Source organism: Enterobacter sp. ECC-249, assembly GCF_043965265.1.
GTDB lineage: Bacteria > Pseudomonadota > Gammaproteobacteria > Enterobacterales > Enterobacteriaceae > Enterobacter > Enterobacter quasiroggenkampii.
In genome coordinates, this window is record NZ_CP143660.1 from 1,891,306 (window position 1) to 1,904,068 (window position 12,763).

14 protein-coding genes are annotated in these 12,763 nt (G+C 59.4%); 6 read left to right on the forward strand and 8 right to left on the reverse strand.

The genetic code is table 11. The annotated features are described in order from the left end of the window. From moaC to V1587_RS09070, 4 genes are all read left to right on the forward strand, one after another. Nucleotides 1-486, forward strand: coding sequence for a cyclic pyranopterin monophosphate synthase MoaC (gene moaC, locus V1587_RS09055; RefSeq protein ID WP_023292962.1), 486 nt, complete (start codon nucleotides 1-3; stop codon nucleotides 484-486). Continuing rightward, a complete protein-coding gene (gene moaD, locus V1587_RS09060) occupies nucleotides 479-724 on the forward strand; it encodes a molybdopterin synthase sulfur carrier subunit (RefSeq protein ID WP_371898852.1) in 246 nt (81 codons plus the stop codon). The genes moaC and moaD overlap by 8 nt, the downstream gene beginning before the upstream one ends. Nucleotide 725: 1 nt before the next feature. Then, the gene (moaE, locus tag V1587_RS09065; RefSeq protein ID WP_371898851.1) at nucleotides 726-1,178 is read left to right on the forward strand and encodes a molybdopterin synthase catalytic subunit MoaE; all 453 of its coding nucleotides are present in this window, start codon (nucleotides 726-728) and stop codon (nucleotides 1,176-1,178) included. A 64-nt stretch (nucleotides 1,179-1,242) separates the two neighbouring features. Continuing rightward, entirely contained in the window at nucleotides 1,243-1,950 is a 708-nt protein-coding gene (locus V1587_RS09070; protein ID WP_047354271.1) for a Bax inhibitor-1/YccA family protein, read from the forward strand. 89 nt (nucleotides 1,951-2,039) lie between these two features. Here the strand turns inward: V1587_RS09070 and V1587_RS09075 are convergent, their stop codons facing one another. From V1587_RS09075 to V1587_RS09085, 3 genes are read right to left on the reverse strand one after another with little or no spacing between them, the layout of a single operon-like run. Beyond that, the gene (locus V1587_RS09075) at nucleotides 2,040-3,002 is read right to left on the reverse strand and encodes a lysylphosphatidylglycerol synthase domain-containing protein (RefSeq protein WP_371898542.1); all 963 of its coding nucleotides are present in this window, start codon (nucleotides 3,000-3,002) and stop codon (nucleotides 2,040-2,042) included. Then, nucleotides 3,002-4,240, reverse strand: coding sequence for a cardiolipin synthase ClsB (gene clsB, locus V1587_RS09080; protein ID WP_371898541.1), 1,239 nt, complete (start codon nucleotides 4,238-4,240; stop codon nucleotides 3,002-3,004). The genes V1587_RS09075 and clsB overlap by 1 nt, the downstream gene beginning before the upstream one ends. Continuing rightward, the gene (locus V1587_RS09085) at nucleotides 4,237-4,998 is read right to left on the reverse strand and encodes an endonuclease/exonuclease/phosphatase family protein (protein WP_371898540.1); all 762 of its coding nucleotides are present in this window, start codon (nucleotides 4,996-4,998) and stop codon (nucleotides 4,237-4,239) included. The genes clsB and V1587_RS09085 overlap by 4 nt, the downstream gene beginning before the upstream one ends. Before the next feature lie 133 nt (nucleotides 4,999-5,131). Between V1587_RS09085 and V1587_RS09090 the strand changes: the two genes are divergently transcribed. Continuing rightward, nucleotides 5,132-5,542, forward strand: a complete 411-nt coding sequence (locus V1587_RS09090) for a YbhQ family protein (protein WP_014883088.1) — start codon at nucleotides 5,132-5,134, stop codon at nucleotides 5,540-5,542. Here V1587_RS09090 and V1587_RS09095 read toward each other — a convergent pair. The 5 genes from V1587_RS09095 to cecR are packed head-to-tail and all read right to left on the reverse strand — an operon-like array spanning nucleotide 5,504 to nucleotide 11,144. Beyond that, nucleotides 5,504-6,610, reverse strand: a complete 1,107-nt coding sequence (locus tag V1587_RS09095) for an ABC transporter permease (protein ID WP_371898539.1) — start codon at nucleotides 6,608-6,610, stop codon at nucleotides 5,504-5,506. The two genes, V1587_RS09090 and V1587_RS09095, sit on opposite strands and share 39 nt — an antisense overlap. Nucleotides 6,611-6,619: 9 nt before the next feature. Continuing rightward, nucleotides 6,620-7,753, reverse strand: a complete 1,134-nt coding sequence (locus V1587_RS09100) for an ABC transporter permease (protein ID WP_371898538.1) — start codon at nucleotides 7,751-7,753, stop codon at nucleotides 6,620-6,622. Continuing rightward, complete coding sequence (locus V1587_RS09105) at nucleotides 7,743-9,482, reverse strand: ATP-binding cassette domain-containing protein (protein ID WP_371898537.1); 1,740 nt, start codon at nucleotides 9,480-9,482, stop codon at nucleotides 7,743-7,745. Before V1587_RS09105 ends, V1587_RS09100 begins: the two co-directional genes overlap by 11 nt. Beyond that, nucleotides 9,475-10,470: a secretion protein HlyD gene (hlyD, locus tag V1587_RS09110; protein WP_045355736.1), complete on the reverse strand. Its 996-nt coding sequence runs from the start codon at nucleotides 10,468-10,470 to the stop codon at nucleotides 9,475-9,477. The genes V1587_RS09105 and hlyD overlap by 8 nt, the downstream gene beginning before the upstream one ends. Continuing rightward, nucleotides 10,467-11,144 carry a transcriptional regulator CecR gene (gene cecR, locus V1587_RS09115; protein ID WP_371898536.1) on the reverse strand — a complete coding sequence of 226 codons (678 nt, stop codon included), beginning with the start codon at nucleotides 11,142-11,144 and terminating at the stop codon, nucleotides 10,467-10,469. Before cecR ends, hlyD begins: the two co-directional genes overlap by 4 nt. Before the next feature lie 205 nt (nucleotides 11,145-11,349). Between cecR and rhlE the strand changes: the two genes are divergently transcribed. After that, complete coding sequence (rhlE, locus tag V1587_RS09120; RefSeq protein ID WP_371898535.1) at nucleotides 11,350-12,735, forward strand: ATP-dependent RNA helicase RhlE; 1,386 nt, start codon at nucleotides 11,350-11,352, stop codon at nucleotides 12,733-12,735. The last annotated feature ends 28 nt before the right edge of the window (nucleotides 12,736-12,763 follow it).

A 12,763-nucleotide genomic window follows, 5' to 3' on the forward strand; every position in this document is an offset into this window, starting at 1 on the left:
ATGTCACAACTGACCCACATTAACGCCGCTGGCGAAGCACATATGGTTGACGTCTCCGCCAAAGCGGAAACGGTGCGCGAGGCGCGCGCGGAAGCGTTCGTCACCATGCTGCCGGAAACGCTGGCGATGATTATCGACGGCAGCCACCATAAGGGGGATGTCTTTGCGACCGCGCGCATTGCGGGGATTCAGGCCGCCAAGCGCACCTGGGACTTAATTCCGCTGTGCCATCCGCTGATGCTGAGCAAGGTGGAGGTGAACCTGCAGGCCCAGCCGGAGCAGAGCCGCGTGCGCATTGAGTCACTCTGCCGCTTAACCGGCAAAACCGGCGTGGAGATGGAGGCGCTGACGGCGGCCTCCGTTGCCGCGCTGACCATCTACGACATGTGCAAAGCGGTGCAGAAAGATATGGTGATTGGCCCGGTTCGCCTGCTGGCAAAAAGCGGCGGCAAATCGGGTGATTTTAAGGTGGACAGCCATGATTAAGGTGCTCTTTTTTGCGCAGGTGCGCGAGCTGGTGAATACCGACAGCCTGACGCTGGATGCGTCCTTCGAAAACGTCGCTGCCCTGCGCGCGCATCTGGCGGCACAGGGCGACCGCTGGGCGCTGGCGCTGGACGAAGGCAAGCTGCTGGCCGCCGTTAACCAGACGCTGGTGGAGTTCACTCACCCGCTGGCTGAAGGGGATGAAGTGGCCTTCTTCCCGCCGGTAACGGGGGGCTAAGATGTCAGAGACCCGAATTCTGGTGAGCCCCGAGCGTTTTAACGTGGGGACCGAATACAGCTGGCTGGCGGAACGCGATGAAGACGGCGCGGTTGTCACCTTCACCGGCAAAGTGCGCAACCACAATCTTGGTGATAGCGTGAAGGCGCTGACGCTGGAGCACTATCCCGGCATGACCGAGAAATCGCTGGCGGAGATTGTGGACGAGGCGCGAGGCCGCTGGCCGCTCGGACGCGTCACGGTGATTCACCGCATCGGCGAGATGTGGCCCGGCGAGGAGATTGTCTTCGTCGGGGTGACCAGCGCGCACCGCGGCAGCGCGTTTGCGGCAGGAGAGTTCATTATGGATTACCTCAAAACCAAAGCCCCGTTCTGGAAGCGCGAAGCCACGCCGGAAGGCGAGCGCTGGGTAGAATCCCGCGACAGCGATAAGCAGGCCGCCAGCCGTTGGTAGTCGGTTTACGTGGATGTGTTACTCTTAACGAGTGTGTCTACTTAATCTTAATCAGGAGTGAATCATGGACCGATTTCCGCGTTCCGATTCAATAGTACAGCAGACCCGTAGCGGCCTGCAGACGTATATGGCTCAGGTGTACGGCTGGATGACGGTTGGCCTGCTGCTTACCGCGTTTATCGCGTGGTATGCGGCGAACACGCCAGAGCTGATGATGTTTATCTTCTCCAGCAAAATCACCTTCTTTGGGCTTATTATCGCGCAGCTGGCGCTGGTGTTTGTGCTTTCTGGTCTGGTGCACAAGCTAAGTGCCGGCATGGCAACGACCCTGTTTATGCTCTATTCGGCGCTAACGGGGCTGACGCTTTCCAGCATTTTCATCGTTTACACCTACTCATCCATCGCCAGCACCTTCGTGGTCACCGGCGGGATGTTTGGTGTGATGAGCCTGTACGGTTACACCACGAAGCGCGATCTGAGCGGCTTCGGCAGCATGCTGTTTATGGGGCTGATTGGGATCGTGCTGGCGTCGCTGGTGAACCTGTGGCTGAAGAGCGAAGCGCTGATGTGGGCTGTGACCTATATCGGTGTGGTGATCTTCGTTGGGTTGACGGCGTATGATACCCAGAAGCTGAAAAACATCGGCGAGCAGATCGACGTGCGCGACAGTTCTAACCTGCGCAAATACTCGATTCTGGGCGCGCTGACGCTCTATCTGGACTTCATCAACCTGTTCCTGATGCTGCTGCGTATTTTCGGCAACCGTCGTTAAGGTTGCTTTGCCGGGTGGCGGCTTCGCCTTACCCGGCCTACGAAGCGCGAACCGTAGGTCGGGTAAGGCGAAGCCGCCACCCGACTTATTCACTTCGCCAGCATCCTCTCATTCTTCGCCCGCAGCTTTTTCGCCCGACTCTCCAGCACCAGATAGCAGATCGTTGCCAGCGCCAGCGGCAGGAAGTAATACAGCATGCGGTAGGCGAGCAGGGCAGCGATGATGGCTCCCTGAGAAACGTGCTCCCCGGCCAGCAGGGCAATAAATACTGCCTCCAGCACGCCGATCCCCGCCGGAATATGTACAATCACCCCGGCAATACTGCTCACCAGCAGCACGCCCAGCACGAAGAAGTAATTCACGTCCTCGCCGATCAGCAGCCAGATGATGGCCCCCATCGCCATCCAGTTGGCGCTGGAAACGGCCATCTGCAGCACCGCAAACTTCCATGAGGGCAGCACCAGCTTTTGCCCTTTAATGGTCATGTGACGGCGTCTGGCAAACGCGCAGGCCCACAGATAAACGGCGATAATCAGCAGCAGTACGATGCCCAGAATGCGCAGCGTGGCCTCATCGATATACCAGTGCGCGGGCAGCTGCACCACGCCGATGGTGAAGATCACCCCGCCGAGCAGAATATAGCCCAGCCAGTTGGTGGTAATGCTCAGGGAAAAAATACGCGTGATGGTCCCGCCCGGCAGGCCGAGCCGCGAGTAGAGGCGATAGCGCATGCCAATCCCCCCGACCCAGGTGCTCAGCGTCAGGTTAAAGGCGTAGCAGATAAACGACACCAGCATCACCTGACGTTTGGCCAGCTTGTGGCCGCAGTAGGCCCGACCCAGCAGATCATAGCAGCCGTACATCAGGTAGCTCACGATAACCAGCCCCGTCGCGCCCAGCAGCACCATCCGGTTATAGTTGCGGATGACCTTCCACACCTCTTCCCAGTCAACTTTCTGCGCGTAGACCACCAGCAGCACCGCGACTGCAATGAAAAACAGCCAGGTCAGGATCTTTTTTGCCAGCCGCCAGCGCGGATGCGATTTCGACATCAGGGTTTGCCTCCGTCTTCCGCTTCTATGCGGTCCTGGGTTTCCATTTCAGGTTGTACCGGCGGGTCCACCTGCGCCAGCTTGGGCGTGTGCGCCGGCAGCCAGCCGACCATAGCCGGGAAATGACGCAGAAAGTGGAACACCACCACGCTGATGCCCAGGTTCCACCAGGTGCGTTTGGGGACCATGGATTCGTCCACGCGCACGCAGTCGTTAACGATCAACGCCTGCAGGTTATCCCGCAGGGTCTGATTAAACTGGCGATCGTGAATGATCAGGTTGGCTTCAAGGTTAAGCGACAGGCTCAGCGGATCGAGGTTGCTGGAGCCCACGGTTGCCCAGTGATCGTCCATCAGCGCGACTTTGCCGTGCAGCGGTCGGCGGCGATATTCGTAGATCTGTACGCCGCCCTTCACCAGATAGTTATACAGCAGCCGCGCCCCGACTTTGACGATCGGCATATCGGGCTCGCCCTGCACGATCAGCTTCACGCGCACGCCGCGTCGGGCCGCATTGCGCATGGCATGCAGCAGGCGATAGCCCGGGAAAAAGTAGGCGTTAGCAATAATCACTTCGCGCTTCGCGTTGGCGAGCATCTTGAGATAATGACGTTCAATGTCGTCCCGGTGTTCGCCGTTGTCGCGCCAGACGAAAAGCGCCTGCGCTTCGCCGGGCTTCTGGTTCTCTTCCGGGCGATGACGGCGTCGCCACCAGCGGCGAACGGCCTCTTTCCCCGGCAGGTTCTCCAGCTCAAACAGCAAAATATCCTGCACCACAGGGCCTTCAATGCGAATGGCGTAGTCCTGCTTTGCTTCCGGGCCGTAGTCGGACATGTGCTCAGCCGAGTAGTTAATGCCGCCGACAAACGCCACCGTCTCATCCACCACCACAATTTTGCGGTGCATCCGGCGGAAAAGGTTGGTACGCATGCCGAACAGGCGAGGGCCGGGATCGTAGTAGCGGAACACCACCCCCGCGGCGGTGAGTTCATTGACGAACGCATCGCTGAGGTCCGGCGAGCCGTAGCCATCCAGCAGCACTTCAATTTTGACGCCACGCTGTGCGGCGCGCAGCAGCACGCTGTGCAGCTGCTTGCCGACGTTATCTTCGAACCAGATAAAGGTTTCGAGGATCACTTTCTGCCGGGCGTTATCAATCGCTTTAAACACGGCCGGGTAGTACTCGTCCCCGTTGACCAGCAGCGTGATCCGGTTGCCTTCCTGCCAGGAACATTTCATAGGTGGATCTCCGCGCTGAGCGGGGCGTGGTCGGAAAGATGCCGCCAGTTGAGAAGCGCCAGGGCGGTCGGGCTGCTGGCGTGGGCATTTTTTACGTAGATGCGATCAAGCCGCAGCAGCGGGAAACGGACCGGGAAGGTGCGCGCAGGCCTGCCGTTGGCGCGAGTAAAAATCTCCTCCAGTCCGGCATCCACTTTCAACGGATGGTTGGCCCGCTGTCGCCAGTCGTTGAAATCGCCCGCCACCACTACCGGTTCACCCTCGGGAAGCGCGTTGGCCCATTCGGCCAGCATTTTCAGCTGCGCCTGACGATGGGTTTCTCGAAGGCCCAGATGAACACAGCCGACATGGATGGGCAGCTCAAGGTCGGGCGGGCTAATGCGGCAGTATAGCAGGCCGCGTTTTTCGCTCTCGCCAACGGAAACGTCGCGGTTTTCGTAATGTTCTATGGGGTAGCGGGAAAGCACCGCGTTTCCGTGATGCCCTTCCGGATAGACCGCGTTGCGGCCGTAGGCGTAGTCACTCCACATGGTGTCGGCCAGAAATTCATAGTGCGGCGTGTCGGGCCAGTTTTCAAAGTGAAGCGGATGCACTTCGTGTGCGCCCATCACCTCCTGCAGGCAGACAATATCCGCGCTGACGGTGCGCACCGCGTCGCGCAGCTCCGGTAAAATGAAGCGGCGGTTAAATGCTGTGAAGCCCTTATGAATGTTTATCGTCAGCACCTTAAGCGAGAAATGCTGCATTTTTTGAGTCATAAGCTCCTTCCTGAGTGACTATCCCAATGAAAATAAAGTGTAGTCGGCGTCACAAAAAGATGCGGCGTTACGGAATTTTCCGTAAAGTGCGGTAGTCTGATTAAGCAGAGAAAAATCCTTCAGGAGAGAAGCCATGAAGTGGCAACAACGTGTTCGTGTCGCAACTGGCCTGAGTTGCTGGCAGATAATGTTGCATTTACTGGTCGTGGCCGTACTGGTGATGGGCTGGATGAGCGGCACGCTGGTGCGTGTTGGCCTGGGGCTATGCGTCCTTTACGGCGTCACCGTGCTGTCGATGCTGTTCTTACAGCGCCACCATGAAGCGCGCTGGCGCGAGGTGGGTGATGTGCTCGAAGAGCTCACCACCACCTGGTATTTTGGTGCCGCGATGATTGTGCTTTGGCTGCTGTCGCGCGTGCTGCAAAACAACCTGCTGCTGGCCCTGGCGGGTCTGGCTATCCTCGCAGGGCCTGCGGTGGTCTCGTTGCTGACCAAAGAGAAAAAGCTACGCAATGTTGCGTCTAAACATCGCGTACGCCACTGAGCCCGTCGTGGCCGCTATAACCAGTAGCGGCCACAAACTTCCCCAGACAATATCCAGACTCGCATCCTTCAGATAGATTTGCTTGGTGATGTCCGTAAAGTGCCGAATCGGATTTACCCACGTCAGATCCTGTAGCCAGACCGGCATGTTCTCGACGGGCGAAACGTACCCCGAGAGCAAAATCGCGGGCATCATAAAGACGAAGACCCCGATAAACGCCTGCTGCTGCGTCGAGCAGAGTGCGGAAATCAGCAGTCCAAACCCCACCAGCGACAGCCCGTAAATCACCATCGTGAAGTAAAACAGCGCCAGCGAACCGGCGAACGGGATCTGATAGGCCCAAATTCCCACCCCCAGCACGATGGTGGCCTGGAACGTCGCGACGATCAGCGCTGGTACCGCTTTGCCGACGAAAATTTGCCAGGTGGCGAGCGGGGAGACCAGCAGCTGGTCCAGCGTGCCCTGTTCGCGCTCGCGGGCGACGGAAAGGGAAGTCACGATCATCACCCCGATAGTGGTGATCATGGCGATCAGCGACGGCACCACAAACCACTTGTAGTCCAGATTTGGGTTGTACCAGTTGCGTACCACCAGCTCGCTGTTGTTGGGCTTCGGTTTGCCCTCCATCAGCTCCTGCTGGTAATCCTTCACCACCTGCTGCAGGTAGTTGGCCGCTATCTGGGCGCTGTTGGAGTTACGCCCGTCGAGGATCAGCTGCATTGGCGCGGTCTGGAAAGTATCCAGGTTGCGGGAAAAATCCGCCGGGAACCGCACCAGCAGCAGCGCTTTTTGCGTGTCGATGGTGGGCTGGATCTCCTGCGGGCTTTTCAGCAGCAGGACGTGGGTAAAGGCCTTCGCACGGGCAAAGCGCTGCGTCAGCTCGACGGAATGTTTGCCGTTGTCTTCGTTGTAAATGGCAATGGTGGCGTTGGTTACCTCAAGGGTGGCGGCAAACGGGAACAGCAAAACCTGAATCAGCACCGGCAAGACCAGAATGGCGCGGGTTTGCGGCTCGCGCAGCAGGGATTGCAGCTCTTTGCGTATCAACGTCCATAATCGGTGAAACATGCGCGCTCCTTAATCTAACCGCCGTTTGGTTTTCATCCACGTCAACCCGATAAACATCACCGCCGACGCCATCAAAAACAGGGTGTTGATAATCAGTACCACCGGAATATTCCCCGCCAGGAACAGGCTTTGCAGCGTGCTCACAAAGTAGCGCGCCGGAATCACATAGGTCACGGCGCGGATCACCGCAGGCATACTGTCTATCTGGAAGATAAACCCGGACAGCATAATCGACGGCAGAAAAGCGGCATTGAGCGCCACCTGCGCGGCGTTAAACTGGTTGCGGGTGATGGTGGAGATGAGCAGCCCCATCCCCAGCGTGCTGAGTAAAAACAGGCTGGTGATAAAGAACAGCACGACCAGCGAGCCGCGATACGGCACGCCGAGGATAAAGACCGACACCAGCATACAGAGCAGCATCGCCAGCATGCCGAGGAAGTAGTAGGGAATAAGCTTGCACAGCAGCAGCTCGACGCGCGTCACTTCGGTGGAAAGCAGCGCCTCCATGGTGCCGCGCTCCCATTCGCGGGCGATCACCAGCGAGGTCAGAATCGCGCCGATTACCGTCATGATAATCGTCACCGCGCCCGGAATAATAAAGTGCTGGCTGATGGCGGCAGGGTTAAACCAGTAGCGCGTCTGCACGTCGATGAGCGGTTCGAACGTCTCGCCCCGGTCTTCCGCGCGCTGCATCTGCCAGAGCTGCCAGATCCCCTCCGCGTAGCCCTGCACGAAGTTGGCGGTGTTCGGCTCGCTGCCGTCGGTGATCACCTGGATCGGCGCATCGGTATTCGCCCGCGCCATATTGGCGGCGAAATCCACCGGAATGACGATCAGACCGCGAATCTTCCCGGCCTGCATCTTCTGGATCAGTTCCTGGCGGCTGTCGCTGATGGTGGCGTCAATGTAGGGAGAGCCGGTCATGGCGTGGGTGAAGTCCAGCGCCTCTTCGCTCTGCTGTTCCAGCAAAATCCCGACCCGCAGCTTGCTGGAGTCCAGATTAATGCCGTAGCCAAAGATAAACAGCAGCAGCAGGGGGATCACCACCGCAATCAGCCAGCTGCTGGGGTCACGCACGATCTGCCGCGTCTCTTTGATGCACAGGGCGCGCACCCTGCGCCAGGAAAGGGCGTTACTGCGCATGGGCATTCTCCTTATCCCAGTCGTGGATGAGGGTGATAAACGCCTGCTCCATGGTCGGGTCCGGGACCTCATCGTCGGCGGCCTCGTTTTTCAGGTCGTCCGGGGTACCGTGGGCAATCAGCTTGCCGCGATACACCAGCCCGATGCGGTCGCAGTACTCCGCCTCGTCCATGAAGTGGGTGGTCACCATCACGGTCACCCCTTTTTCCACCATGCTGTTGATATGCAGCCAGAACTCGCGGCGGGTAATGGGATCAACGCCCGAGGTCGGTTCATCCAGAAACAGAATATCCGGCTCGTGCATCAGCGAGCAGGCCAGGGCCAGCCGCTGCTTAAAGCCGAGCGGCAGTTCGTCGGTGGCGTGGGAAGCAATGTTGGTTAACCCGAAGGCGTCGCTCATGCGGCGGATTTTCTCGTTCTGCGCCCGCCCGCGCAGGCCGTACACGCCGGAGAAAAAGCGCAGATTCTGTTCGACCGTCAGGTTGCCATACAGCGAAAACTTCTGCGCCATATAGCCGAGATGCTGGCGCGCCTTGCCGGAGCTGACCTTCAGGTCCATATCCAGTACCAGAGCCTTGCCGGACGTCGGCACCAGCAGGCCGCACATCATCTTAAAGGTGGTCGATTTTCCCGCGCCGTTCGGCCCGAGCAGGCCAAAGATCTCGCCGCGTTTTACCGCGAAATTGACGTTATCGGTGGCGGCGAAATCCCCGAACTTTTTGGTGAGGGATTTGGCTTCAATCACCGTTTCGCCCGGCGTGCCTTCCACCGTGTGCAGGATTGCGCCAAGAGGCGACTCTGACGTCCCCGCGCCGCCCAGCAGGTCGATGAACGCGTCCTCAAAGCGCGGCGCAGTCTCTTCCATCTCAATCGTCGGCATGCCGGGCGCATGGCGAATATCGTCGACGGTGGCCTCTTTTTTGAGTATCACCCGCACCGAGCGGCCCTGAATCATCCCGTCGCTGACCTGCGGCAGCTTGAGCACCCGCTGCAGCAGCGTGCGGTTGGACGCCTGCGGGCTGTGCAGCAGGAAGCTGCGACCGGCCATGCTCTGCGTCAGCGTCGTCGGCTCGCCCTGATAAAGCAGTTCGCCTTCGTTCATCAGCAGCACGTCCCGGCACTGTTCCGCTTCGTCGAGGTAGGAGGTGCTCCAGAGGATCAGCATCCCGTCGCCCGCCAGCTCGTGCACCATCTGCCACAACTCGCGGCGCGATATCGGGTCCACGCCGACGCCGGGCTCGTCCAGCAGCAGCACTTTTGGTTCGCCCACCAGCGTGCAGGCCAGCCCCAGCTTCTGCTTCATCCCGCCGGAGAGCTTGCCCGCCAGCCGGTCGGTGAACGGGCCGAGGGAGGTAAACTCCAGCAGGCGCGCGAAGGTTTTCTTCCGGGTTTCGCCGGTGACGCTGCGCAGGTCGGCGTACAGGTTCAGGTTTTCCATCACCGTCAGATCTTCATACAGGCCAAACTTCTGCGGCATATAGCCGAGCATGGCGTGGAGCGCGCCGTCGTCTTTTATCGGATCCAGGCCAAGCACGCTGGCCGATCCTTCATCCGGCTTCAGCAGCCCCGCCAGCATCCGCATCAGCGTGGTTTTCCCCGCGCCGTCCGGGCCGACCAGCCCGGTCACATAGCCTTTCTGAATGGTGCAGTTCAGCGGCGCAACGGCCGGTTTGTCCATTCCCGCGAAGCGTTTAACCAGATTGTTGAGCTGAATAACCGCGTCATTCATGTCGTTCCCCGTTGTCTACTTTTACGGTGACGGGCATGCCCTGACGCAGGGCGTCATCCGCATCGGTCACGATGATGCGCAGGCGATACACGAGGTCGGTACGCAGGTCCGGCGTTTCAACGGTTTTCGGCGTGAATTCGGCGGTAGGGGAGACAAAGCCCACCTTGCCGTGGTACGGCTTGTCCGGGCGACCGTCGGTATAGAGCAGCAGCTCGCGGCCCGGCTGCATCTGGCCGAGATTCGGCTCGTCAACGTAGGCGCGTACCCAGACCGGGCGGGTCAGGGAGAGAGTTAACACGGTGCTGCCCGCGCTGAGCATGCTGCCCGGCTCCACGGCGCGGGTCATCAGCATGCCGTCAGACGGCGCGATGAGCGTGGTGTCGTGCAGATCCAGCTCAGCCTGAGCCAGCTGCGCCTGCGCCTGTTCAAGGCTGGCTTTCGCCTGGGCGATATCCTGCGGGCGGTTACCGGTGTGGTACTGGCTTAATTTATCCTGCGCGGACTTCAGCGTGGCCTGCGCCTGGTCGCGGGACGAGCGCGCATTTTCCAGATCGTTGGCGGAAATGGTGCGGCTTTTCCACAGCCCCTGCTGGCGGGCATAGAAGTTCTGCGCGTAGTCATAGGCGGCTTGTGCCTGCTTAACGGCGGCGGCGGCCTGAGCGATCTCTTCGTCGCGATAGCCCGCCAGCATCAGATCGTACTGCGCCTGAGCGACGGATACGCCCGCTTTGGCCTGCAGCAGCGCATTCTCATAGGGCGCTTTATCCAGCATCCCCAGCGTCTGCCCGCTTTTAATGGCATCGCCTTCGTCAACGCTCAGCGAGGCGAGACGTCCGCCCACGCGGAAGCTCATGTTCACCGTGCGAATATCCACGTTACCGTACAGCGTCAGGCCTTTATCCTGATGGCTCTGATACCACAGCCATCCACCGACTCCAGCGGCAAGCAAAACAACAACCACCAGAATGATGGCGACAGGTTTTTTCATGACTTCAGGCTCCTTTGCGTTAAGCCTTGCAGGATCAGATCGAGATGACAGGCGATGACCTGGCTAATCTGCGCGGCTTTATCCTCATCAAATTGTGTCCAGCCGGTGCGTAACAGGATGGTTTCCCTGCCCAGACGGAAGGCAAGGATTTCACCCAGCAGGGCGTGGGTATGCAAAATTGTCTCGGTATCACTGGCGTCCCGACCGGTATAGGCGGCGATCAGCCGGGTCAGATGGGTATGCATCGGGGCAATCACCCGATCGTGTACCCGCTGATAGGCGACGGTTGGGGAGAGCTGCTCCCGGGAGATAAACTTGCTCAGGTTGAGCGTATCGTCGTGCGTCAGCAGGCGGATCATGTTGTGGCAGGCTTTGAGGATCAGCTGGCGGATGGCCTCGCGATCGGGCGATGGCTGGCCGAGCAGCGCGGTGGCTTCCTCAACGTGCGGGTGAAACTGCGTGCCGATAAAATCGGCGATCCATTCGGCGCAGGCGAGATATAAATCCTCTTTTGAGCCAAAATAGTAGGTAATCGCCGCAATGTTCTGTCCGGCCAGAGCGGCAATATCGCGCGTGGTCGCATGCAGCCCGTACTCACCAAACTGCGCCAGCGCGGCGGCGATAAGCTGATTTTTGGCCTGTTCACCTTTGGTTGTTGTGGGTGTCGTATTCATGGCGGCATTAAGAATTAATCAATCGATTGATTAAGATTATGCCTGATTCACGCTAACGTCGAGGGAATGCGGAGGGATATTTTATGCGCCACGTCACAAAAGCTGCTACACTCCGCCCCTTCGCGACATTGTGGTTTTTGTCCTCCTAATTGTTATATCTCCCTGAAAACTACACCTGTGATGGTCGGGGCGGTTCGGAGTTTTTATGTCTTTTGATTCCCTTGGCCTGAACCCGGAAATTCTGCGCGCGATCGCAGAGCAGGGCTACGTTGAGCCAACCCCAATCCAGCAGCAGGCTATTCCTGCCGTTCTTCAGGGCCGTGACCTGATGGCCAGCGCCCAGACCGGCACCGGTAAAACCGCGGGCTTTACGCTGCCGCTGTTAGAGCTGCTGGTAAAAAACCAGCCGCACGCTAAAGGCCGTCGTCCGGTTCGTGCGCTGATCCTCACCCCAACCCGCGAACTGGCCGCGCAGATTGGCGAGAACGTGCGTGACTACAGCCGCTATCTCAACATTCGCTCGCTGGTGGTGTTCGGCGGCGTCAGCATCAACCCGCAGATGATGAAGCTGCGCGGCGGCGTGGACGTGCTGGTGGCAACGCCGGGTCGTCTGCTGGATCTGGAACACCAGAACGCGGTTAAGCTTGATAGCATTGAAATTCTGGTGCTGGACGAAGCCGACCGCATGCTCGACATGGGCTTCATCCACGACATTCGTCGCGTGCTGGCCAAGCTGCCTGCGCGTCGTCAGAACCTGCTCTTCTCTGCGACCTTCTCCGACGAGATCAAGGCGCTGGCGGAAAAGCTGCTGCATAACCCGCTGGAAGTTGAAGTGGCGCGCCGCAACACCGCCTCCGAGCAGGTGACGCAGCACGTTCACTTTGTTGATAAAAAGCGCAAGCGCGAACTGCTCTCCCAAATGATCGGTCAGGGTAACTGGCAGCAGGTGCTGGTCTTTACCCGCACCAAGCACGGCGCGAACCACCTGGCGGAACAGCTGAATAAAGACGGCATCCGCAGCGCGGCGATCCACGGTAACAAGAGCCAGGGGGCGCGTACCCGTGCGCTGGCTGACTTTAAATCCGGCGACATCCGCGTGCTGGTGGCGACCGACATTGCTGCCCGTGGCCTCGACATTGAAGAGCTGCCGCACGTGGTGAACTACGAGCTGCCAAACGTGCCGGAAGATTACGTTCACCGTATCGGCCGTACCGGCCGCGCGGCGGCAACCGGTGAAGCGCTTTCTCTGGTCTGCGTGGATGAACACAAGCTGCTGCGCGACATCGAGCGTCTGCTGAAAAAAGAGATCCCGCGCATCGAAACCCCGGGGTATGAAGTGGATCCGTCGATCAAAGCCGAGCCGATTCAGAACGGTCGTCAGGGCGGCGGTGGACGTGGCCAGGGTGGTGGCGGTCGCGGTCAGCAGCCGCGTCGTGCCGAAGGCGGCGCGCCGAAATCGTCCGGCAAACCACCGCGTCGCAACAACGACAGCAAACCGGCGGGTGAAAGCCCGTGGCGCAGCGGCGAAGGGAAACCGGCAGGGGAAGGGCAGCGTCGACGCCGCCCGCGCAAACCTGCTAACCCGCAGTAATCTGGAAGCCCGGTCTTAAAGCCGGGCT